At 69.4% G+C, this 21,058-nt stretch carries 20 protein-coding genes and 1 pseudogene; 6 read left to right on the top strand and 15 right to left on the bottom strand.

The window, feature by feature from the left end; genetic code table 11:
• Nucleotides 1–181 precede the first annotated feature (181 nt).
• From QE397_RS16910 to QE397_RS16900, 3 genes are read left to right on the top strand one after another with little or no spacing between them, the layout of a single operon-like run.
• Nucleotides 182–1,828, top strand: a complete 1,647-nt coding sequence (locus QE397_RS16910) for an Hsp70 family protein (protein ID WP_307096190.1) — start codon at nucleotides 182–184, stop codon at nucleotides 1,826–1,828.
• Nucleotides 1,829–1,865: 37 nt separating this feature from the next.
• Entirely contained in the window at nucleotides 1,866–2,858 is a 993-nt protein-coding gene (locus tag QE397_RS16905) for a DUF1839 family protein (protein ID WP_261776461.1), read from the top strand.
• Nucleotides 2,851–5,259 carry a hypothetical protein gene (locus QE397_RS16900; protein WP_307096188.1) on the top strand — a complete coding sequence of 803 codons (2,409 nt, stop codon included), beginning with the start codon at nucleotides 2,851–2,853 and terminating at the stop codon, nucleotides 5,257–5,259. The genes QE397_RS16905 and QE397_RS16900 overlap by 8 nt, the downstream gene beginning before the upstream one ends.
• A 74-nt stretch (nucleotides 5,260–5,333) precedes the next feature.
• Here the strand turns inward: QE397_RS16900 and QE397_RS16895 are convergent, their stop codons facing one another.
• The 11 genes and pseudogenes from QE397_RS16895 to QE397_RS16845 all read right to left on the bottom strand — a co-directional run bounded on the left by QE397_RS16895 (nucleotide 5,334) and on the right by QE397_RS16845 (nucleotide 14,268).
• The gene (locus tag QE397_RS16895; RefSeq protein WP_307096186.1) at nucleotides 5,334–6,278 is read right to left on the bottom strand and encodes an amino acid--[acyl-carrier-protein] ligase; all 945 of its coding nucleotides are present in this window, start codon (nucleotides 6,276–6,278) and stop codon (nucleotides 5,334–5,336) included.
• Nucleotides 6,279–6,280: 2 nt separating this feature from the next.
• Complete coding sequence (locus QE397_RS16890) at nucleotides 6,281–7,465, bottom strand: acyl-CoA dehydrogenase family protein (RefSeq protein WP_307096184.1); 1,185 nt, start codon at nucleotides 7,463–7,465, stop codon at nucleotides 6,281–6,283.
• A gap of 5 nt (nucleotides 7,466–7,470) precedes the next feature.
• Entirely contained in the window at nucleotides 7,471–7,725 is a 255-nt protein-coding gene (locus tag QE397_RS16885) for an acyl carrier protein (RefSeq protein WP_222647928.1), read from the bottom strand.
• Between the two features lie 143 nt (nucleotides 7,726–7,868).
• Nucleotides 7,869–9,123 (bottom strand): annotated as a pseudogene (locus tag QE397_RS16880) (YibE/F family protein).
• A gap of 461 nt (nucleotides 9,124–9,584) precedes the next feature.
• Nucleotides 9,585–10,592, bottom strand: coding sequence for an adenosine deaminase (add, locus tag QE397_RS16875; RefSeq protein WP_307096180.1), 1,008 nt, complete (start codon nucleotides 10,590–10,592; stop codon nucleotides 9,585–9,587).
• Nucleotides 10,589–11,860, bottom strand: a complete 1,272-nt coding sequence (locus QE397_RS16870) for a pyridoxal phosphate-dependent aminotransferase (RefSeq protein WP_307096178.1) — start codon at nucleotides 11,858–11,860, stop codon at nucleotides 10,589–10,591. The genes add and QE397_RS16870 overlap by 4 nt, the downstream gene beginning before the upstream one ends.
• Nucleotides 11,861–11,945: 85 nt before the next feature.
• Nucleotides 11,946–12,593 carry a hypothetical protein gene (locus QE397_RS16865; RefSeq protein ID WP_222626572.1) on the bottom strand — a complete coding sequence of 216 codons (648 nt, stop codon included), beginning with the start codon at nucleotides 12,591–12,593 and terminating at the stop codon, nucleotides 11,946–11,948.
• Nucleotides 12,590–13,168, bottom strand: coding sequence for a hypothetical protein (locus QE397_RS16860; RefSeq protein ID WP_056443995.1), 579 nt, complete (start codon nucleotides 13,166–13,168; stop codon nucleotides 12,590–12,592). Before QE397_RS16860 ends, QE397_RS16865 begins: the two co-directional genes overlap by 4 nt.
• Before the next feature lie 22 nt (nucleotides 13,169–13,190).
• The gene (locus QE397_RS16855) at nucleotides 13,191–13,463 is read right to left on the bottom strand and encodes a DUF4235 domain-containing protein (RefSeq protein WP_027506952.1); all 273 of its coding nucleotides are present in this window, start codon (nucleotides 13,461–13,463) and stop codon (nucleotides 13,191–13,193) included.
• On the bottom strand, nucleotides 13,460–13,831 hold the full coding sequence (locus QE397_RS16850; RefSeq protein ID WP_222647317.1) for a DUF3618 domain-containing protein: 372 nt from the start codon (nucleotides 13,829–13,831) through the stop codon (nucleotides 13,460–13,462). The genes QE397_RS16855 and QE397_RS16850 overlap by 4 nt, the downstream gene beginning before the upstream one ends.
• Nucleotides 13,828–14,268 carry a phage holin family protein gene (locus QE397_RS16845; RefSeq protein WP_051613630.1) on the bottom strand — a complete coding sequence of 147 codons (441 nt, stop codon included), beginning with the start codon at nucleotides 14,266–14,268 and terminating at the stop codon, nucleotides 13,828–13,830. The genes QE397_RS16850 and QE397_RS16845 overlap by 4 nt, the downstream gene beginning before the upstream one ends.
• A 147-nt stretch (nucleotides 14,269–14,415) precedes the next feature.
• On the opposite strand from QE397_RS16845, the gene QE397_RS16840 reads away from it, so the two are divergent.
• Entirely contained in the window at nucleotides 14,416–14,595 is a 180-nt protein-coding gene (locus tag QE397_RS16840; RefSeq protein WP_235579024.1) for a DUF2613 domain-containing protein, read from the top strand.
• Between the two features lie 5 nt (nucleotides 14,596–14,600).
• Entirely contained in the window at nucleotides 14,601–15,617 is a 1,017-nt protein-coding gene (locus QE397_RS16835; RefSeq protein ID WP_162246758.1) for a DUF3068 domain-containing protein, read from the top strand.
• On the opposite strand, the gene galK is transcribed toward QE397_RS16835, so the two are convergent.
• From galK to QE397_RS16815, 4 genes are read right to left on the bottom strand one after another with little or no spacing between them, the layout of a single operon-like run.
• Nucleotides 15,608–16,765, bottom strand: coding sequence for a galactokinase (gene galK / locus QE397_RS16830; protein WP_307096171.1), 1,158 nt, complete (start codon nucleotides 16,763–16,765; stop codon nucleotides 15,608–15,610). The two genes, QE397_RS16835 and galK, sit on opposite strands and share 10 nt — an antisense overlap.
• On the bottom strand, nucleotides 16,762–17,907 hold the full coding sequence (gene galT, locus QE397_RS16825; RefSeq protein ID WP_307096169.1) for a galactose-1-phosphate uridylyltransferase: 1,146 nt from the start codon (nucleotides 17,905–17,907) through the stop codon (nucleotides 16,762–16,764). Before galT ends, galK begins: the two co-directional genes overlap by 4 nt.
• A 55-nt stretch (nucleotides 17,908–17,962) precedes the next feature.
• Nucleotides 17,963–19,513 (bottom strand): hypothetical protein, encoded by a 1,551-nt coding sequence (locus QE397_RS16820; RefSeq protein ID WP_307096166.1) that lies wholly within the window; start codon nucleotides 19,511–19,513, stop codon nucleotides 17,963–17,965.
• Complete coding sequence (locus QE397_RS16815; protein WP_307096163.1) at nucleotides 19,498–20,271, bottom strand: ABC transporter ATP-binding protein; 774 nt, start codon at nucleotides 20,269–20,271, stop codon at nucleotides 19,498–19,500. Before QE397_RS16815 ends, QE397_RS16820 begins: the two co-directional genes overlap by 16 nt.
• Before the next feature lie 85 nt (nucleotides 20,272–20,356).
• Here QE397_RS16815 and QE397_RS16810 point away from each other — a divergent pair, with 85 nt between their 5' ends.
• Nucleotides 20,357–21,043 carry an SOS response-associated peptidase gene (locus QE397_RS16810; RefSeq protein WP_222633026.1) on the top strand — a complete coding sequence of 229 codons (687 nt, stop codon included), beginning with the start codon at nucleotides 20,357–20,359 and terminating at the stop codon, nucleotides 21,041–21,043.
• Nucleotides 21,044–21,058 lie beyond the last annotated feature (15 nt).

Below are 21,058 nucleotides of genomic sequence, written 5' to 3'. Positions count from 1 at the left end.
ATGTTTCTTTCATTATTCCGCGGACGTCACCGGCAATCGGGTGCCGCACGGCACGTCGTCGCCGGTCCGCGCTGGTCCTCCCATGCCCGGATTGGTACTGTCGGGCCGAAACCGCGGGGTGTTCACAGTCGAAAGTCGGCCGAGCAGGGACCACGATCTCGTGACAGGGAAAGGCTGAGGCATGACTGCCGTGTACGGGATCAGTGTGGGAGCCGCCGCGCTTCGTCTCGTGCGGACGGATTCCGATGCGATAGAGGCCGGGACGGTCGCGTTCGAGATGAGGGTCGTCGACACGGTCGAACGCCCGACGGCGAGTGACGTCCGAGACGCTGTTCGCTCTCTGCCGACGGACGGCGACTGCGTGCGTGCCACGGTCGCGGTTCCCGAAAGTCGGCTGGCCGAGGTGTCCGCTGCGGTCGGGGACTCGACCGTCGCCGTGGTGGACGACACGCGCGCGGCACTCGCTTTCGTCGAGTTCGCTTGGCTGGCCGACGGTTACCGGACTCTCGCACTCGTGGACGCCGGCGCGACGGGCACGTCGGTCACCATCGTCGACACCGAGGCCGGACGTCGCACCGAGACGGAACGATCCTCCGCTGGTGCCGGGCGAGCCCTGGATCGGATCGTGGTCGATCATCTGCTCGACGCCCAGATCGTCGATCGCCCCGGATCCGAGGACGCTGAACGGGAGTTGGTCACCTTCGCTCGATCGGTGAAGGAATCTCTGTCGACGAGCGTGCTCGCGCGTGCGTCCGGCGGTGCGATCGAACTGATGAGCCGAGACCAGCTGAACGCACTCTCGGGCGCGACGATCGCGGCATGCGCCGACATGGTGACGGACGCTGCGTACCGGTGCGGACGCCCGGTCGACGTCGTCGTGTTGATCGGCGGGACCGCGCGTATGCCGGCTCTGCGCGATGCCCTCGAGAGCCGTGTCGGCGTTCCGGTCGTCGTCCCGGACGAGCCCGAGGCGGTGGTCGCCAAGGGAGCCGGGTTGCTGGCGGGGCTCGGTCCGTCACCCGACGACACCACCGAGCTGAGCGTCGCCGGGTGGTTGGGCGAGGATGCACCGACGATCGAGCCCGGAACGGCACGGCAGTCGTCGTCGTCGCTCGAGCAGCCCCTCACCCCGGGGTCGTCGCGCGAGGAGACCGACACGGTCGACGGAGTCCTCGAGCCGTTGCCGTTCTCTCGATCGGAATCGGACAGCGTCGATACCGAGGCCATCGAACTCGCCCACATCGTCGACGACGTGGTCTCCACGGTCCCGTCGGCACCTGCGGGCAGCCCTTACGATTCGCCGACCCGTCCGTTCCACGCCGTCGCCGACCGCCCCGCGTCTCCTATAGGGACCCTGGATCCGCCGGCCGAGGGTGGGGAGACGCCGCCTTCGACACCGTCCTCGATGCGCCTTCCCCGCGCTGCCGCGATGGTGCTGACCGTCCTCGCCGTGGCCAGCGGTGTGCTGTGGGCCGTGGTTCGCCCCGGCGTCGAGGTCGAGGCCGCGCCCGCCACTGTCGCCGACGCCGTTCCGGCCGTCACCACGACGACGACGGAGCCCACCACGACCACGCCCGCTCCGCGCATCACCACGACCACCACCGAGCCGACGACCACACAGCCCCTGATCGACGACGAGGAGGAGCCCGCGTACGTCCCGCCGCGGACCTCCACGCGGATCCCCACCGTCGACCCGCCTCTCGACCCCACCACGGAATCGGCCGCCCCGAGCGCCGCGGTGCAGGTCCCGACGCCGACCACACGTACGAATCCCTTCGAACTCACGGTCCCGCCGATCTTCGATCAGCTGCCCATTCCGGGGTTCTGAGCGGCTAGAGTGCAGCGACCACCTCAGGAGATCGCCGATGACCGGTACCACCACGCCTTCCTCGATGTCCGCCTCGTTGGGCGCGGACGCAGCGCAGCACGTTCCGCATCCCGTTCATCGCGGTGATCGGATCTGGTCTCAGACCAACTGTTACGTCGATCTGTGGATCGAGCTGGTGCACGCGCTGAAGGCGGATCCGATTCCTGCCATGGCCGTGGTCCTGAGTACGGACTTCGACGGTCGGCAGTGGGACTTCGTCAAGTTTCAGCCCGAGGACATGCGCGCTCTCCTCGGAATTCGCATCGATGAGATGAATGTCTGGAAGCCGTTCTGGCAGCACATCGTCGAGAACCTCGAGGACGGTGTCCTCTGCACGGTGGAGGTGGACTCCTACTTCCTGCCGGACACGGACGGCATCAACTATCACATCGAGAGTTCCAAGACGACCATCGTTCCGGTCGTCGTCGACACCGATGTGGAGCGCATGGAGTACTTCCACAACAGTGGTTACCACGTCGTGCAGGGCGAGGACTTCCGTCGCGTCCTGTCGCTCGATGCCCCGGTTCCGTTGCCGCCCTACATCGAACGCATCGGCATCGACCGGGATCGCTTGGCACTCGGCGCCACTCACGACGACATCGATCTCGCGGTCGCACGGTCCCACGTCGCGCGTCGGCCCCGCCGGAATCCTGTCGCGGCTCTCGGTGACCGCGTGCAGGCGGACATTCCGTGGATCCAGCAGGCCGGTCCCGAGCAGTTCCACCTCTGGTCGTTCGGAACCCTGCGCCAGTGCGGATTCACGGCAGAACTCGGCGCCGACCTCGCTCGGTACCTCGAGTCCCGAGGCGTGGCCGGCAGCGATGCCGCCGTGGCTCCGTTCCTCGACGTCGCCACCGGGGCGAAGTCGGTGCAGTTCAAGATGGCGCGCGCCGCTCGGGGGCGCGCGGTGGACGTGACCGGCGCGCTGCACGAGATGGCGCAGTCGTGGCAGTACGCCACCGACACGCTGGCCTCCGCGCTACATGCCTGAGGCGCGGTACGACCCTGTCGCGTCGAGCTCCTGGACCGTGATCGGCTCGGCCGCAGGTGCGTTCGAGGCACCGTCCGCCGTGCTCGGCGATCCCACTCCCGCCGTGGTCCCGGGTACGGTCGCATCCGCTCTGGGGCCCGAGGTCGACGCGGTGCTCGACGCTCGCGACTGGTGGTACGGCACGACCGTCGACCTCCCGGCCGGGACGACCCTGATCACGTTCGACGGTCTCGCGACGCGTGCCGAGGTGTGGGTGGACGGCCAGCTCCATGTCCGGAGCGAGTCGATGTTCGTACCGGTGGACGTCGAGATCCGCTGTGAGGCAGCTCGATCCGTGCGCCTCGATCTGGCGTTCCGAGCTCTCGACGCTGTGAGCACTCCACGGCGGCCCCGTGCCCGGTGGCGGTCGTCGATGCTGGATCGGCAGTCTCTGCGCTGGATCAGGGCGTCGGCGCTCGGACGGGCGCCCGTGTTCGTGGGTGCGCCCGCACCGGTCGGGCCGTGGCGAGCGGTCCACGTCACCGACCCGGACCGACGAGCGTTGCGGGTGACCGGCACCCTCGTCCAGGACGGCGCCGTCCTCCGCGTACGCGGAACCGCACGACCAGGCGAACGCTTCTCGGTGTCCGTCGCGGACACGACCGGATCGGTCACTGCAGGTGCCGACGGAGCGGTCGACACGACGTTCCCGGTCGACGGGGTGACACCGTGGTGGCCGCACACGCACGGTGAGTCGCATCTGTACGAGGTGCGGGTCGACGGTGAGATGCTGTGTCGCACAGGTTTCCGCTCAGTCGCCTTCGATGTCGGATCCGGGGAGCTGACGGTCAACGGTGTGGCGGTCTTCTGTCGCGGCGCGTGCTGGGTGCCGCTCGACGTCCGCAGTCTGCAGAACGATCCCACGACGCTCGAGGCCGCCCTGGACTCCGTGGTGGCGGCAGGGCTGAACATGCTCCGCTGCACGGGCACGATGGTCTACGAGGACGACGCCTTCTTCGACGCGTGTTCACGCCGCGGCATCCTGGTGTGGCAGGACCTGATGGTGACCACCATCGACCCACCGGAGACGGACGAGTTCACCGAACTGGTGACGGAGGAAGTGCGACACCTCCTCCGGTCGACCTCGCATCATCCGTCACTGGCGGTGCTCAGCGGCGGCAGCGAGACGCATCAGCAGCCGACGATGGTGGGTCTCGAGGCCCCGGACTTCGTCATGGCGCTACTGGACGACGTGGTTCCCGGCATCGTGACGGACGAGCGACCGGAGCTGGCGTACGTGCCGTCCACTCCGTACGGGGGTCCGCTGGCCACCCACGTGGGAAGCGGCGTGTCGCACTACTTCGGCGTCGGTGGCTACCTGCAACCGCTGTCGGATCTGCGCCGGGCGGGGGTGCGCTTCGCCGCCGAATCACTCGCGTTCTCCGTGCCACCCGAGCGTCGTGCAGTCGACGACATGTTCGGATCGGCGGCCGTCGCCGGGCATCATCCGGTCTGGAAGGCCGCGGTCCCGCGCGACCGCGGATCGTCGTGGGACTTCGAGGATGTCCGAGACCACTACGTGCGCGCGGTGTTCGGTGTGGATCCAGCCTCGATTCGTCGCGACGATCCGGAGTTGTACCTGGACTTCGGGCGTGCGGCGATCTGTGAGGCGGTGAGCGCCGCGTACGAGTTCTGGCGCGGCTCGGCGTCGCAGTGCCACGGGGCCCTCGTACTGACGTACCGCGACACTGCGCCCGGCGCGGGATGGGGACTGACGGACGTGGCCGGTCGTCCCAAGGCCCCGTGGTGGGCTCTGGCGCGCGCGGCCCGGCCGGTGACCATCCTGATGACGGACGAGGGGATGGACGGGCTGCGACTCGAGGCCGTGAACGACAGCGAGTCTGCGCGTGCCCTCACGTTGTCCGTCTCGGCGCACACTCGCAGCGGGGTCGTGGCAGCGGAGGGGCACCGCGAGATCACGGTTCCGGCGCGCGGGAGTGTCGTCGTGAGCGCAGACGAGATGGTGGGTCGTTTCACTGACGCCACCCATGTGCATCGCTTCGGGGCACGCACCTTCGACGCGATCCGTGCGACCCTCTCCGACGGCACGACAGGGCTCGTCGCAGAGAGTGTGCATCTCGTGGGTGGTCCGATGGTGCCGCGGCAGAACGACATCGGACTCGCAGCGACCGCGGACATCGACGATGCCGGCCGGCGACACGTGGAGGTGAGCACACGTTTCGCGGCACAGTACGTGTGCCTGGACATGGACGGATGGCTGCCGCAGGACAATTGGTTCTCGTTGGCGCCGGGAACGACACGGCGAATTCCGCTCACGCCGTCCGGGTCCGGTGACGAGGCACCGTCCGGTCACGTGCGTGCACTCAATGCGGAGGCGAGAGCGCGCATCGAGAATCGGTGACGCGCTCTCGCCTCCGTCGGTTCGGACCTCCCTCAACCCAGGCCCGAACCGGTCAGTGAGCCCCCCGAGCTCCGTCAGGAGAGGCGGAGGCTGCCCGGCCACCGCGAGGTGTCCAGGCCGTGTGTGCGCACCATCGCGAGGGCGATGCGCTCCATACCGAAACCGACACAGGCACTGTGGGCCTCGTTGCCGTCCGCGGTGCGGATGTCGAAGGTCTGACCGAAGTGGTCGCGGTGGCAGTTGCACGAGACCACCGCGGTGCCGTCGTCCAGGTCGCCGTAGAGGCGGACCACGAGCTCGGTCTTGAGGTTCTCGTTGCGCTGGTTCGCGGCCAGCATGCGTCCCGCGCGACCGAAGAACGGGTCGTTGGCGATGACGGGGGAGGCGTCGAGCCCGAGGTCGGCCAGCACCGTCATGCCGCGCTCGATCCACGACTCGCGGTGTTCGACGGCCTGGTCGGGGGTGCCGACCTGGACGAACTCGTGCATCCGGAACGCCTGCATGCGAGCAGGATCCACGGCGGGCTCGTGCCGGAAGCAGTACCCGTAGACGTCGAGCATGGTGCCGCCGTCGGGAAGCTGACCGGTGAGCATGGAGTAGGACGGGTGGCACGCGGCCGACACCAGCATGGTGCCGGCGGACTCGAGCCAGTGGTCCCAGTCCCTGCCCTCGGACCGTGCCGCGAGCAGCTCGGCGTGGGCCTTGTTGTCGCCGGAGAAGGTGGTGATGGCGCCGGTGAGGTTGGGGAACGAGGCGATGTAGTCGGTCTTCTCGAATGCATCGCGCGGGAACACTGGCGGGAATCGAAAGCGGCGCAGCGCATCTCCGTGTGCGGCAGCGCCTGCGGCCTTCACCTTGGAGTCGATGAGATCGATGATGTCCTCGAACTCGCCCGAGCGGCCGTACAGACCGTCGAGGGAGCTGGGGACGAGGAGACCGGCGCCGACGAGCTGATCGCGGAAATCGGCACGGGCCAGATCGAGATCGGAGACCACGTCGCGGTCGAGTGTGGAGGTCATGGTCAGATCCCCTTGTAGACGAGCGAGAGCTGGGCGTTGTGGCCGAGGATGCGCTCGTTGCTCACCATGATCGCGGAACCGTGCGAGTCGCGGAGGTGGCGGCTCATGCGCAGTTCACTGTCCTCGCGGTAGCCGGCGATGCCGCAAATGAGTAGTGCGCGCGCGACGATGTCGATGAGCAGGTTCGATGCGGTGACCTTGACGTTGTTGATCTGCAGTGCGAAACCGATCGCGCCGAGGGCCTCGGCGTCGTCGGCGATCGCGTCGAAGGTGTCGCCCGCGCGGAACACGGTGTCGGTGAGCTGCTGGTGCACGACGAGCAGTTCGGCCAGACGTGCGGCGGCCGGAGGAGTGACACCCGGAGTCTTGCGCGCGGCTTTCTGCACCGACTTGCGAGCCTTCCGCACAGCGGCGTCGGCGATACCCAGCCAGGCGCCGCCCCACAGGACGTGGGCGGTCGGCAGCATCGTGCGAGCCGAGATGTCACCGTAACTGTCGGGGAGGACCCACTGGGCGTCTCCGGAGGCGTGCAGCATGAAGCCGGGGCTGCAGGTGCCGCGGAAGCCCATGGTGTCCCAGGTGCCGGTCTTCTCGAGCGTGAGGTCCGCTCGCTGACAGGCGACGAGGACCTGGTCGCTCGGAGCACTGTCGACCGAGCGCCGTGCTGTCGCCAGGACGACGTCCGAGTACTCGCCGTACGAGATGACGGGGGCGTTCTTCGTGAGCGTGTAGCGGTCGCCGTCGTACTCCACCGCGCACCCGCTGGTGCGGACGTCGCCACCGATGTTGATCTCGGTGGTGGCCGACGCCACGAGGAGCTGCTCGTCGACGATGCGACGCAGAAGAGAGCGAATGGCATCCGACGTCAGGCCGTGACGCGACAGGCTCATCACCTGGGTGTGGTGCATCGCGAAGATCATGGCCGTCGACGCGCACTCACCACCGAGCGCGCGCGACACGGCCGCCAGCTCACTGAGCGTGTAGCCGCCGCCGCCGAGCGACGAGGGGATGGACGCGGACAGCAGGCCGCCGGCACGCAGCGCGTCGACCGACTCGGTGGGGAAGCGGGCTTCCCGGTCGATGGCATCGGCGTGCGAACGCACCACCGCGAGTACCTCGTCCAGGGGCAGCGGAGAGAGGGTGGAGTCGACGAGGGCGCCGGCGGGGAAATCCTCGAGTGTCGTCATGGTGATCAGGCCAGCTCGGCGACGGCGTCGGCGATGGACGCGACGCTGGCGAAGGTGGACTTCTGGAGCAGGCGGTCGGGGAACTCGACATCGAACTCGTCCTCGAGCGCGATCATCACGTTCACACTGGCGTGCGAGGTGAGGCCGGCGTCGTACAGATCGTCCTCGTTGCCCACGGACGCGATGGTGACGGGCAGCTTGCCGTACTTGCCCAGAACCTCACGGATGCGGTCGATGTCCTCGACGGTCAGTGTGTTCATTCGATGTTCCTCACATGTGTCGATGTGCCTTGCCTCTGCGATGAACAGACGCGTAGGTTCCCGAACCCAGTGAAAACAATACACGAGAATGTTTTTGTGACAAATACATACCGTGAGACGACCGGAGGTGCTGTGCTGGGGTGTCAGCGCGCGGAGTGCCGACCGCTCACGGGGGCGCGTCCGCGGGGCGGCCGGGCGAGCATCACGGCGATCGCGGTGGTGAGCGGAACGGAGAGCGCGAGCGCCGTGCCGCCCACGCACGAGCGGACGATCTCGATGGCCACCGCGTCTCCGGTCAGGACGTTGCCGAACGAGCGGCCGGCGACACTGAAGAGCAGCAACAGCGGCAGCGCACCACCCGCGTAGGCCAGGACGAGCGTGTAGACGGTGCTGGCGATGTGGTCCCGCCCGACGCGCATCGCGGACGTGAAGATCGACCGCCGGGTGGCGTCGGGATCGAGTGCCGCGAGCTCGAACGCTGCCGACGCCTGGGTGATCGTCACGTCGTTCAGTACGCCGAGCGATCCGATGATGAACCCGGCGAGCAGCAACCCGGTGATGCTGACGTGGTCGAGATAGGCCTGCACGTCGGTGTTCTGTTCCTCCGACAGACCGGTCACCCGGGTCAGCCTGATGGCCGCTTCGGACAGTCCCGCGGCGACGCCCATCGACACCACGGTGCCGAGCAACGCCGAACTGGTCCGCAGATTGGGCCCGTGCGCCAGATACAGCACGCCGTAGAGGATGACGGTGCCGCCGACCAGGGCGACGAGGATGGCGGACCGGCCGTCGAGGATCGCGGGGAGCACGAAACCCACCAGCACTCCGAGCGCGAGACCGAGTCCGAGCAGGGCGCGCAGCCCGCGCCACCGCGCGACCACGCAGATGACGACGGCGAAGACCGCGACCACCAGCAGCAGCGGAGTGGTGCGGGAGTAGTCGTCGAACCCGTAGATCGCGGTCCCGCTGTCGTCGGTGCCGCGGACGAGGCGGATCTCCTCGCCGACGCGCAGATCGGGGGTGCCCGGCCCCGGCGTCACCTCGAGCAGGGTGCGGGTGCCCTCGTTCACGCCGGTGTCGATCGAGACGATGCTGCGGTTGCATTCGAAGCCCGAGACGGTGGGCGGAGTGGGGGCGCCGCTGAAGACGCGACCGTTGGACGAACTGCCACACGGACCGATGTCCTGCGACACCACGGTGCCGTACTCGGTGGCCACGACGCCGCCGGCCCGCGCTCTGGAACGGCGCGGGGACCTCGACGGTGCGATCGCTGGGCCACAGCAGCACCACGCCCACGATCGCGGCGATGCCGACGACGGCGAGGATGCCGAGCACCAGTCTCGCGGCGATCTTCCCGATGGGGGCGGGACCGGAGCTGTGTCCGTGGCCGTGTGTCACGACGCCAACACTATCGGTGGCGCGGAGAAGTAAATGGGGGCGTGAGCGGCGCGGGACGAAAGCGGGTGGCGGGGAAGCAGGGGGGGTGTCCCCCGCCACCGACCGAGCGGCCCACCGGGGGGGTGGGGGGCCGTTCGGCGCTTTCGGAACCCCGAAGGGCTCATGTACGAACATACCCGCGAACGCACGGTTCGATCATCACGGGGTTGAAAAATGTGCCCGAGACGTTGTGTTGTGTCACACAGCGCGGTGTATGGCACTGCGCGTCACACCAAGTGCAGGTCAGGGAGTGTGCCGGCGCTCCCGTAGGGGTTCCGGGTTCTCGTAGGTGTTGCAGCATCCGCGGGAACCTGGAACGCCCGCGGGAATGCGGGCACGCCGTGCTGCGCGGGTTCCGTGAGGCGCACACCCCCTGCAGCTTGCGGGGAGGGGTGTGGAGCGCTGGACGGCGTGCAGCGCCCCTAGACCTCCGGGAGTTCGACCGCCGCGATCTCCGCCCGCAACTGCTCCTTCAGGTCCGCGTCCGCGTACGACGCGTCCACCCCCGCGAGGGCGAGCGAGCGCAGAGCCGACGCGTCCAGCCCCATGCCGTGCGCGGCGAGGTACTCGGTGGTGAGGTCGGTGCCGAACATCGACGGGTCGTCGCTGTTGAGCGTGACCGTCAGCCCCGCGTCGATCATGGCCGGCAGCGGGTGCACGTCGAGCGACTCGACGACGCGGGTCCGGATGTTGGAGGTGGGGGACACGTCGAGCGGGATCCGGTGCTCGATCAGGTGTGCGACGAGCTCGGGGTCGCCGAGCGCGGCGATGCCGTGGCCGATGCGTTCGGCCCCCAGATCACGCAGCGCCGACCAGATGCTGTCCGGCCCGCCGGTCTCGCCCGCGTGGGGGAGCGAGTGCAGTCCCGCCGCGCTCGCCCGCGCGAACACGTCGGCGAACTCCGCCCGCGGCACCTCGATGCCCCCGATGCCGAATCCGACGATCGAGTCGACGCGATGCGCCAGCACGGCGTCCAGGGTGCGGTTTGCCGCATCGGTACCGAAGTCACCGGGGAAATCGGGGATCCAGCGCGCGACGATGCCGGTCTCGGCCTCAGCACGCAGCCGGCCCTCCTCGACACCCTCGAACACCGCCGCCGCGTCCACCCCACGCATGAGGTGCCCGAAGAGACTGATGTGCATCTCGGTGTACCGCACGGCGTGCGTCGCCAGCGCGGTGAGGCTGTCGTACGCGAGCCGCGCGAAGTCCTCGGGATCGCGCAGCACGCCGATCGACGTCAGGTACACCTCGATGAAGTGCGGGAAGTCGCGGAACTCGAACCACTCCCGCAGCGCGTCCTCCGTGCGCGGGATCGCCTCGACCTGATGCTTGTCGGCCAGCGCCTTCAGCGTGCTCGGCCACATCGACCCCTCGAGGTGGACGTGCAACTCGACCTTCGGCAACGCCTCGACGAACGCCCTGACGGTCACTGCCGGTACGACGACAGGAAGTTGCCGAACCGTTCGATCGCCGTGCGCAGATCGCGGGCCCACGGCAGCGTGACGATGCGTAGGTGATCGTGATCGGGCCAGTTGAAGCCGGTTCCCTGCACCACCAGGATCTTCTCCTGCAGCAGCAGGTCCTGCACCAGCTTCTCGTCGCTGTGGATCTCGTGCACCTCGGGATCGAGGCGCGGGAAGGCATACAGCGCACCGCGCGGCTTGACGCAGCTCACGCCGGGAATGGCGTTGAGCCCCTCCCACGCGACGTCACGCTGTTCGAGCAGTCGCCCGCCCGGCAGGATGAGGTCCCCGATGCTCTGGTGGCCGCCGAGTGCGACCTGAATGGCATGCTGCGCAGGCACATTGGGGCACAGCCGGGTGGACGCCAGCAGATTGATGCCCTCCAGGAAGCCCGCGGCGTGGTCCTTGGGTCCGGTGATCGCGAGCCAGCCCGCGCGGTATCCGGCCACCCGGTAGGCCTTGGAGAGACCGTTGAAGGTGAGGCACAGCAGGTCCGGCGCCATCGTCGCCATGGACACGTGCTGGGCGCCGTCGTAGAGGATCTTGTCGTAGATCTCGTCGGCCAGCAGCAACAGGCTGTGCTTGCGTGCCAGCGCCGCGATCCCCCGCAGCACCTCCTCGGAGTACACCGCACCCGTCGGGTTGTTCGGGTTGATGACCAGGAGCGCCTTGGTGCGATCGGTGATCTTCGACTCGATGTCCGCGAGGTCGGGGTTCCAGTCGTTCTCCTCGTCGCAGCGGTAGTGCACCGCCTTGCCACCGGACAGCGTCGTCATCGCCGTCCACAGCGGGTAGTCGGGCGCCGGGATGAGGACCTCGTCGCCGTCGTCGAGCAGCGCCTGCATGGTCATCGTGATCAGCTCGGACACGCCGTTGCCGAGGTAGATGTCGTCGACGTCGAGGAACGGGAAGCCGTCGACCAGCTCGTAGCGGGTGACGATGGCGCGGCGGGCCGACATGATGCCCTTGGACTCGGAGTACCCCTGCGCCGTGGGGAGCGCGGCGATCATGTCGCGCACGATGACGTCGGGTGCCTCGAAGCCGAACGGCGCCGGGTTGCCGATGTTGAGCTTCAGAATGCGGTGGCCCTCTGCCTCGAGACGGGCGGCGTGGGCGTGCACGGGTCCACGGATCTCGTAGAGGACGTTCTGCAGCTTGACGGACTGCTCGAGCGGGCGCAGCGTGCGCTGGCCGGCCTGGCGCGGCGTCGTGTCTGATGTGCTCACGTCCGCCATCGTCTCACTGTCGGCCCCGTCGAGTGGTCTGCCCCCGAGCAGTCCAGTGACTGTCCGGGGGCAGACGGTGAGTCGACGGGCGGTGTCAGCTGTCCTTCGACGCCTCCGCGACGTCCGCCAGGCGTTCGGCGTCGTCGCGCTTCTCGGCGGCGTCCTCCAGCTTCTCCGCCGCGTCCTCGATCTCCTCGGTGCGCGGAGCCTTGGCCTCGGCCTCGCGGCGTTCGACCTCCGACAGCTTCGCTTCACGCTCGGCCTCGGCCGCCGAGATCCGCTTGTCGGCGATGTCGTCGGCGCGCGACTTGCGGTCCTCGAGTCGTGCGGCGGCCTTCTTGCCCGCGGCCACCTTGTTCTCGATCTCCTGGTCGGCCGCGTCGGTCGCCTTCTCCTCGGCGGTCTCGCGAGCCTTCTTCGCCCGCGTCGTCGCCTCGTCGACCCTGTTCTGCGTCTCGCGCGTCGCCTGTGCACGCTTCTCGCGGGCCTGCGCCTCGAGACGGGTGGCCTTCTCCAGATCCGCGGCCGCGCTGCGCATCTTCTGGCCGCGCCGCGCGAGGTCCTCGTCACCCAGGACGGCACCCGCGGTGGCGTCGATGCTTCCGACGATCTGCTGATACGTCGCACGGACCGGACCCTCGGCGTCGAGCCGACTGATCACGGTGGACTCGAACGCCTGCAACGGAAGTCGTGCGATCGAGTACTGCAGTCGCAGGATCCGGCGGGGCAGGGACAGGCTCACTTGGTCTCCTCGGTGTCGGTCGACGCGGCCTCGCGCTCGGCCCGGGCGGCGCGCTCGCGTGCCTGCGCCGCCTCCTGCTCCAGTGCGTCGGCCTCGTCGAGCTTCTCGTCGTACTCGCTTCGCGCAGCGGAGATCTCGTCGGCCGCACGGGCCTCCTCCTGCTGCCGCTCGCTGGTGGCCTCGGCGATGCGCCGCTCCGACTGTGCCTCGGCGGCGACGCGACCCTGCTCGGCGTCACGCATCGCGTCGGCCTCCGCCGTCGTGTGCGCACGGAGCCGGTCGTTCTGTGCCGCAGCCTCGGACGCGTCGGTGCGGTCCTCGACGGACTGCCGTGCGACGTCCGCCTCGGCCTCCGTCTCCGCGATGTCCTGCTGCGCCTCCTCGATCTCGAGGGCGGCGGCGGTCTCGGTGGCCTCGGCCTCGCGGCGGCGTTCCACCTCCGCCTGCTCGAGCCGTCCGCGATCGGCGAGTTCGTCGTTGTTGGTCACGGCGCCGGCCACTTCCTTGGCCCGGCCCTTGATCTTGTCGACGAAGTCGCTGCGCGCCTCGGAGGCTGCACCCTGGTTCTCGGTCACGAAAGGCTCCTTCTGATGATCGTCACTTGGGGTCTTCCTTGGCGAGTGCGCGAAATCCCTTGGCGCCGGCGCGGTCGACCCCGGCCTTGACCAGCCCGTACACGACGCCGTGCAGCGCTGCGGCGATCAGGACCTCACGGTTGGTGCGTGAGAGGTCCTTCGGATCGGGCATCTCGGCGTCGTTCTTGCCGACGCGCTTGTAGATCTGGTTGAAGATCTGTCCGGCGACCAGTCCACCGACGATGCTCGTGGCCAGGGAGAGCGGCTTGTAGAAGGCCTTCGACGTGCTGGTCATCGGCCGGCCAGGATGTCGAGGACGGTCTGTCGGCGCAGCGCCGTGCGCGCACGGCGGCGGCGGACCAGGGCCACGAGGACCACGGCGGCGAGCGCACCGGCGAGCGAGATGCCCGCGACCTGCGGGTTCTCCTTCACCTGCGCGACACCCTCCTGTGCCTTGGCGACGCCCTGCTGAGCTACCTCCTGCACCTTCTCCGTCGACTCGTGGGCCGCGGCGGAGACGCGAGCGGGCACGTCGACCTTGGCCGCGAGCGCCTCGACGGTCTCGGCCAGCTCCTCGCGCTGCTGCTCGACGGACGGCGGCTCGGCATCGGCCTCGGTACGCAGGGCGTGACGCGGTTCGGACGCGTCCTTCGGGTCGGTCATGAGTGAGCCTTTCGGGCGTTCTGGACGGTCTCGACGTCGCGCTGGACGCTGGCGACGGTGGCGGCAGGTGCAGGCGGAACGGCATTTTTCGCCTTGGTCGCGCCGACCTTGGCGAGGATGCCGCCGACGATCAGCAGGACGACGGCGACGATCAGTGCCGCGAGCCACGGGTCGAGCACCGTCGCCAGGCCGAGGACGGCGGTGGCGACGAGGGTCGCGAGGCCCAGGAACAGCAGCAGGGCGCCGGCGCCGGAGACACCGATGCCGACCCCGAGCTTGGTGCCCTTCGACTTGACCTCGTCGAGTGCGCTGCTCACCTCGGTGCGCACCAGCGTGCTCACCTGCTGGGTCAGGCGCTCGACCAATTGCACGGTGGACAGATCGGCCGCGGCCGGTGCGCGGCCGCCCGTATCGCTCGTGTGCCGGGTTTCGTTCATGAGCCGGGTTGTACCCGCGACCCGACCGGGCGAAACGGGAGCCTCCAGAGGTCCGCGCCCAGATCGTGGACTGTTCACAACGTCGGGACGGCCTCGGGCGGTGTCCGAAATGACACAGTTGGACGTCGAGGATCGGATGTGGGGGACGTGGCTGTGAGAAGTGTCGTGGTGCCGGCTGTGGCCAGCCTGCTCGTGGGTGGGGTGTTGTCCGCCGGCGCGGTGGTGGGCCTGACATGGTCCGCCGAGGAGACCGTCCGGCCGGAGCCGGTGGTCACCGCCGATCCGTCGGCCTCGGTGCTCGGCGACGTGCAGTACGGGAGCAGGTGACCGACGTGGCGCGACCTACCCTCCTGCGCGGCAGCGCGTGTGTCCTGCTCGCGATCGGCAGTGCGGCCGTGGTGGGGGCGATCATGCTGCCCACCTACGTCGAGCATCGACTCGCGGTGACGCCCCTGGACATCCGCACCACGACGGTCGCGGTCACCGATCCGGGAACCGGCGGCGACGTGCTCGACGCGACGTCCATCACGCGTCCCGGCCCGCTGTCCGTGGCCACCGGGGTCCCGCTGGTGGTGCAGCGCTTCATCACCACCGAGGATCCGAGCGACGCGGATCGCGTGACGTTCCAGTCCGGCGCGACCGTGCGCCGTGCGGACCGGGAGGGCGATGCCGGTCTGCTGACCGCGTCGGTCGACCGGGTCACCGTCGATCGACGCACGTCGCAGCCGGTCGATCCGGTGGCGTCGTTGCAGACCACCGTCGGCAAGCCCGCCATCCCGGTGCCGCGGACCGGATATCAGCAGCGCTTCCCGTTCGACACCCAGCCGATCACGTACTCGGTCTACGACGCGACGGCCTGGACGAGCTTCCCTGCCGAGTTCGTCGAGGAGATCTCGATGGACGGGCTCCCGATCTACCACTTCCGCACGCAGGTCACCGGTGCCGATCTCTCCGAGACGACGCAGTCGCCGATCAACTCCGTGACGTTGCCCGCGTCGAAGTGGGGGCTCGAGGGGCTCGGTGAGCAGTCGATCACCATGAAGCGGTACTACTCCACCGTTCGCGACATCTACGTCGAGCCGCGCAGCGGCAGTCTCGTCGGCGGTCGTGAGCAGCCCTACCAGTACTTCGCGCGCGACCCTGCCGTTCCGGAGGTCACCGTGTTCAAGGCGACCCTCGGGCTCGACGAGGACGGGCAGAAGGAGCAGCTCGACCGCGCCCGCGAGTCGGCCACCAAGCTGATGTGGCTCACCGACCGCGGACCTGTGCTGCTGTGGTCCGTCGGGGGCGTCGGTCTGGTTCTGGGTGCGGCGCTACTCGTCGTCTCGGGTCGGCGTTCTCAGCGCTGACGGTGCGCTGCCCCGGACGGGGTGGCGGTGAGGAAGGTGGGGGTGGGCAGCCCGGCTGCCGATGCCGCCTCGGTGACCGCGTTCGCGACCGCCTCGGTGCGCGTCCGGTCGACCAGGGCGATGGCCGAACCGCCGAACCCGCCGCCGGTCATCCGGGCGCCGAACGCGCCGGCGTCCAGCGATGCCCGGACGGCGGAGTCCAGTTCCGGCGAGCTCACTTCGTAGTCGTCACGCAGTGATCGGTGCGATGCGGTCAGCAGCGCCCCCAACGCCGCGAGATCGGGTGTGGCGTTCAGGAGTTCGGCCGCCTGCTCCACGCGGACGATCTCGCTGGTGACGTGCCGGACGCGTGCCGCCGACACCTGGTCGGTCATCGCGGACGCCGCCGCCTCCGGGTCGAGACCGCGCAGCGTCGACACGCCGAGGTCGGCGCACGCCTTCTCGATCGACGCGCGCCGCCGGCCGTACTGACCGTCGACCAGCCGATGCGGTGCGTTCGTGTCGATGACGAGGATCTCCGCGTCCGGGAGATCGAGCGGAATCTGCCGGGAGGAGAAGTCGAGACAGTCCAGCAGCAGCGCGTGGCCCGGTTCCGCGAGCATCGCGATCGACTGATCCATCCCGCCCGTCGATGCGCCGGCGATCTCGTTCTCGGCGCGGATGCACGCGTCGATCAGTGCCCGCCGGTCGGCGTCGAGATCGAACAGGTCCCGGAGTGCCACCGCCACAGCACATTCGAGAGCAGCCGAGCTGGACAGGCCGGAGCCCACGGGTACGGACGAGTGCACCGCGATGTCCGCGCCCATCGTGAGCCCCAGCGCCCACGAGACGCCGGCGACGTACGCGCCCCACCCGTCCGGGCCGCCGGGAGCGATGGCCGACAGTGCGATACCCCAGTGCATGTCGGAGCCTGTCGACGCCGCCCGCAGTACTGCGTCGTCGCGTCGGCGGGCCGCGACCGCGGTGACGTAGGGCAACGCGAAGGGAAGGACGAGCCCGCCCGCGTAGTCCACGTGCTCGCCGATCAGGTTCACCCGTCCCGGCGCGATCCAGACGCCGTCCGGCTCGCCGCCGAAGGTCGTGCGGAACCGTTCGACGGCACCGTCGGCGAGCTCGGCCTCGTCGACGACCGGCAGCCACGCGGTCACGCGAGCACCTCCCGGAACCTGTCCGCGATGGCCTCGGGTGTGGTGTCGTTGATCCACGCGCCCATGGCGGACTCGGATCCGGCCAGGAACTTCATCCGTCCCGGCGATCGCATCATCGAGAACAGCTGCAGGTGCAGACGCCCCAGATCACGGTCCGCACCGACGGGAGCCTGGTGCCACGCGGCGATGTACGGCACCTCGTCGACGCCCTCGAAGAAGTCGTCGACCGCACGCAGCAGAGCGCGATACACACCGGCCAACGCGTCGCGTTCGGCCGTCGACAACGCAGCGAGATCGGGAACGGCGCGGCGCGGGGCGAGGTGCACCTCGACGGGCCAGCGGGCGGCCGCCGGCACGTAGGCCACCCAGTGCTCGGTGTCGACGACGATGCGGCGGCCGGACCGCAGCTCGGTGTCCAGTACGTCGGACAGCAGTGAGCGACCGGTGCGCTCCCGGTGCAGCCGGGACTGCCGGATCATCGCGTCGGTCCTCTGCGGCAGGTACGGGTAGGCGTAGATCTGCCCGTGCGGGTGAGTGAGGGTCACCCCGATCTCCCGCCCCCGGTTCTCGAAGCAGACCACCTGGCGCACCCCGGGGAGGGCGGACAGTGCATCGGTGCGGTCGGCCCACACGTCGACGATGGTGCGCACCCGGTGCAGGTCGAGCGAGGCGAAGGAGGCGTCGGGGTCGCTGGCGAAACACACCACCTCGCACCGGCCCGTGCCGGCAGCGAGCGGCCAGAGCTCCTCGCCGTCGACGTGCGACGGAAGGTGCTGCGCCGCTGCCGACTGCGCGAGGGAGGGGAAGCGATTCTCGAAGACCACGACGTCGTAGTCGGCAGCGGGGATCTCGGTGGGTGGGCGTCCCGGGCGGCTCGGCGCGAGCGGGGACGCGTCGGGCGGTGGGAGAAACGTGCGGTCCATCCGCTGCGCGGCGATGACCACCCAGTCGCCGGTGAGCACGTCGAGTCGCATCTGCGACAACGACTCCGACGCGGGGAGGGGGCGCGTGTCCACCAGGTCCCGCGTCTTCTCCCCGGACACCCAGGGCTCGGAGTCGTCGAAGTACAGCAACTCTCGACCGTCGGCGAGGGTGGTGCTGGTCTTGCGAACGACGTGCGTCGACGGTTCGTGCATGGTCATGCCTGTGTGTTCCTCGCTCTCGGCTCCCCGGACCACATCGTGCACGGAATTGTGATCAGGCGCTGACGGTTGCGAAGATCTCCGGGCCGCGGCTGGTCACCAGAGCGACGGCTCGACGCCGGGCCACCGCCACGAGGCATCCGCCGAGCAGCAGGGAGACGACGGGCGCGAGCCAGACGAGGACGCCCGGGAGGGCCAGCGCGATCAGGACGCCCGGCAGGCACAGGAGGGCACCCCCGGCCATCACGGCGAGCGTCCACCCGATCGCACGGCCGGTCATCGACCCGCGGGAGTTGAACGCGCTCCCCGCGGTCTGTCCTGCGACGACGTACGGGCTGGCAGCCGACTGCACGGCGCCGGCCGCGGCAGTGGCCAGGGACGCGGCCACGACGACGGCGGCCGCCACGGGGAGAGTGCGCGGCGACGGATCGCCGACGAGGCGACCGAGGACAGTCCCGACGGCGCCGAACGCCGCGGCCACCACCGCCGCGATGACGAGACGCGCGTCGATGACGCGTCGCGCCACACCCGGCACCGACGTGACGCGCCACGCCGCTGCGCCGTCGAGGCCGTACGAGTTGGCGAACATGCTGCTCGTCAGCAGGATCACGATCGGTGCGCCGTACTGCAGGCCGTAGATGTCGGTCGAGGTGGCCATGAGCACGACTCCGACGAGCAGGAACACCCCCGGCATCGTCAGCAGTCCCACTCGGCGCGGATCGACCAGCAGCAACCTGCTCTCGGCGGCGATGGCCGTGATCATCGGTCCACGCGCACGGAACGTCGTCGTCGTCCGACGGCGGTCGGTCCGGGAGCGGGGCGGCGTGCTGTCGAGCGCGGCCGACACCGCCGAGGTCCACCACCGCACCACCAGTGCGCCGAGTCCCGCGAGTGCGACGACGACGAGGGCGGGCACCCACCACCTCCCGTCGTCGACTGCCTCGCTCGACACCGCCGCCCATCCCGTCGGCAGGACGCGCACCGCGGTGCGCAGGAAGGTGTTGTCGGCGAACGACGTCGAGACGTTGCCGAGCAGGAGGAAGGCCGCGTACGCGGCCGCGGCGACGACGGTGCCACCGATCGTCGAGAGGATGCGGCCGCGTGGAGTGCGCGATGCCGCATCCAGGCGGAGGACGGCGACACGGGACACGGCGAGCGCGACACCGACGGTGAGCAGGGCGATCACGGCGGTCACGATGCGTGCCACGGGCGAGACGTCCGGAACCGCGACGGGCGTGAGGGCGAGTCCGACGACGAGGAAGACGGTCACCCCGCTGCGCGCACCGATGAGGGCGAGGGCTCTCCGGAGATCGTCGGCACGCACCGGTAGATGGCGCACGTGCGCCGGGACGAGTCCGCGGTCGCCCACTCCAGTCAGCAGGGGAGCGACGACGGTGAGGACGACCACCACCACGGCGCACAGTGCGGCGAGCGTGGCACGCGCCGAGGGCTGTGCGCTCAGCGTGATCGCGTACATCGCCCCGAGCGACGCGATCGCGGTGATCACGATCGCGATGCGGGCACCCGATCCGGTTGCTGCTCTGCGTATCTCGCGATCCAACGACAGCAGTGTGCGGACCGGCGCGCTGATCATGAGCCCAGCCATGGCAACTCGGCCGCCTGGTCACCGCCGCCGACCGCGTCGAACAGCGCGCCCTCGAGGGTGCCGCCGGCACGCACGTCGTCGATCGTGCCGGCGGCCAGCAGAGAGCCGCGGGCGAGAATGGCCACGTGCGAGCACATCTGCTCGATGAGCGGCATGGAGTGGCTCGACACCATCGCGGTGCCGCCCCGCGCGACGAAACTCTCGAGAAGGTGCCGAATGGTGCGGGCGGACATGGGGTCCACCGCCTCCAGCGGCTCGTCGAGCACGAGAAGCCGTGGCGAGTGGATCATCGCCGCGGCCAGGCCGATCTTCTTCTTCATACCGGCGCTGTACGTGGAGACCGCGCGGTCACCGGCCTCGGCGATGTCCAGCACCGCGAGCAGTTCCTCGCAGCGTTCGTGCGCCACCGCCGGATCGAGACCGTGCAGCACTCCGACGTAGTGCAGTGCGCGCCGACCGGGCAGGGCCTCGGGGAGGGACGGCCTGTCGGGAAGCAGTCCGACGCGCCCGCGGGCGGCGACCGGATCGGCCCACACGTCGTGACCGTCGATCCACACCTGCCCGGCGGACGGGCGCACGATGCCCGTCGCCATCGACAGGAACGTGGTCTTGCCTGCTCCGTTGGGTCCGACCAGCCCGTACAGCGTGCCGGGCGGTACGAACAAGGACAGGTCGCGCACGGCCGGTGCGCTCCCGTCGTACTGCTTGCTCAGCCCCCACGACTGCAGCGCGCCGGGTGTCTCGTCCACGGTCGACATGCGATCCCCCTCGTCGGTTGCGGTACTTTCCGACACTAACCAGACCGCCTGGCATGTCGCTACCCGTGCGGGGCAGAATCGAGGGATGTGCGGTCGCTACGCCAGTACCCGGTCCGACGACGACCTGTCGTCCATCTTCGATGCCGCCGTGGCGCTGGGGGAGGCGCCGGAACCGTCCTACAACGTGGCGCCCACGGATGCGGTGCGCATCGTGCTCGAGCGTGGGGAGGAAGCGCGCCAGCTGCGGACGGTCCGATGGGGTCTGATCCCGTCGTGGGCGAAGGATCGAAAGATCGCGAGCAGGCTGATCAACGCGCGGTCCGAGACCATCACCGAGAAGCCGGCGTTCCGCAAGGCCGCGGCGAAGCGGCGCTGCCTCGTTCCCGCCGACGGGTATTACGAGTGGGAGAAGCGCGAGGGGAAGAAGATCCCGCACTTCCTGCACACGGACGGTGTTCTCGCGATGGCGGGACTGTACGAGCTGTGGCCGGATCCCGCACTGCCCGAGGATGATCCGGGCAAGTGGGTGTGGACCACGACTGTGCTCACCACGACGGCCACCGACGCGCTGGGGCACATCCACGACCGGTCACCCGTCGTGGTGCCGGCGGACATGCGCGATGCCTGGTTGGACCCGACGCTGACCGATCTCGGCGCGGTGGCGGACCTGGTCCAGTCGATGCCCGAGCCGCACCTGTCTCCGTACGAGGTGAGCACGGCCGTCAACAGCGTGCGCAACAACGGGCCGCAGTTGCTCGAGCCGGTGGCCTGACGAGGGGTCGAGTTG

The organism is Rhodococcus sp. SORGH_AS_0301 (assembly GCF_030818285.1).
In the GTDB taxonomy this organism is placed as follows: domain Bacteria; phylum Actinomycetota; class Actinomycetes; order Mycobacteriales; family Mycobacteriaceae; genus Rhodococcoides.
Note: the sequence above shows the minus strand (reverse complement) of the source record. Positions and strands in the feature narration are given on the sequence as shown.

Excerpts from the sequence above, each read along its gene's own strand:
- QE397_RS16810 (WP_222633026.1), top strand. The coding sequence starts at position 20,357 with ATGTGCGGTCGCTACGCCAGTACCCGGTCCGACGACGACCTGTCGTCC.
- QE397_RS16870 (WP_307096178.1), bottom strand. The coding sequence starts at position 11,860 with ATGGCGGACGTGAGCACATCAGACACGACGCCGCGCCAGGCCGGCCAG.
- QE397_RS16890 (WP_307096184.1), bottom strand. The coding sequence starts at position 7,465 with ATGACGACACTCGAGGATTTCCCCGCCGGCGCCCTCGTCGACTCCACC.
- QE397_RS16820 (WP_307096166.1), bottom strand. The coding sequence starts at position 19,513 with ATGGCTGGGCTCATGATCAGCGCGCCGGTCCGCACACTGCTGTCGTTG.
- QE397_RS16895 (WP_307096186.1), bottom strand. The coding sequence starts at position 6,278 with ATGACCTCCACACTCGACCGCGACGTGGTCTCCGATCTCGATCTGGCC.
- QE397_RS16910 (WP_307096190.1), top strand. The coding sequence starts at position 182 with ATGACTGCCGTGTACGGGATCAGTGTGGGAGCCGCCGCGCTTCGTCTC.
- QE397_RS16845 (WP_051613630.1), bottom strand. The coding sequence starts at position 14,268 with ATGAACGAAACCCGGCACACGAGCGATACGGGCGGCCGCGCACCGGCC.
- QE397_RS16905 (WP_261776461.1), top strand. The coding sequence starts at position 1,866 with ATGACCGGTACCACCACGCCTTCCTCGATGTCCGCCTCGTTGGGCGCG.
- QE397_RS16850 (WP_222647317.1), bottom strand. The coding sequence starts at position 13,831 with ATGACCGACCCGAAGGACGCGTCCGAACCGCGTCACGCCCTGCGTACC.
- QE397_RS16815 (WP_307096163.1), bottom strand. The coding sequence starts at position 20,271 with ATGTCGACCGTGGACGAGACACCCGGCGCGCTGCAGTCGTGGGGGCTG.
- QE397_RS16885 (WP_222647928.1), bottom strand. The coding sequence starts at position 7,725 with ATGAACACACTGACCGTCGAGGACATCGACCGCATCCGTGAGGTTCTG.
- galT (WP_307096169.1), bottom strand. The coding sequence starts at position 17,907 with ATGACCATGCACGAACCGTCGACGCACGTCGTTCGCAAGACCAGCACC.
- QE397_RS16855 (WP_027506952.1), bottom strand. The coding sequence starts at position 13,463 with ATGACCAGCACGTCGAAGGCCTTCTACAAGCCGCTCTCCCTGGCCACG.
- QE397_RS16900 (WP_307096188.1), top strand. The coding sequence starts at position 2,851 with ATGCCTGAGGCGCGGTACGACCCTGTCGCGTCGAGCTCCTGGACCGTG.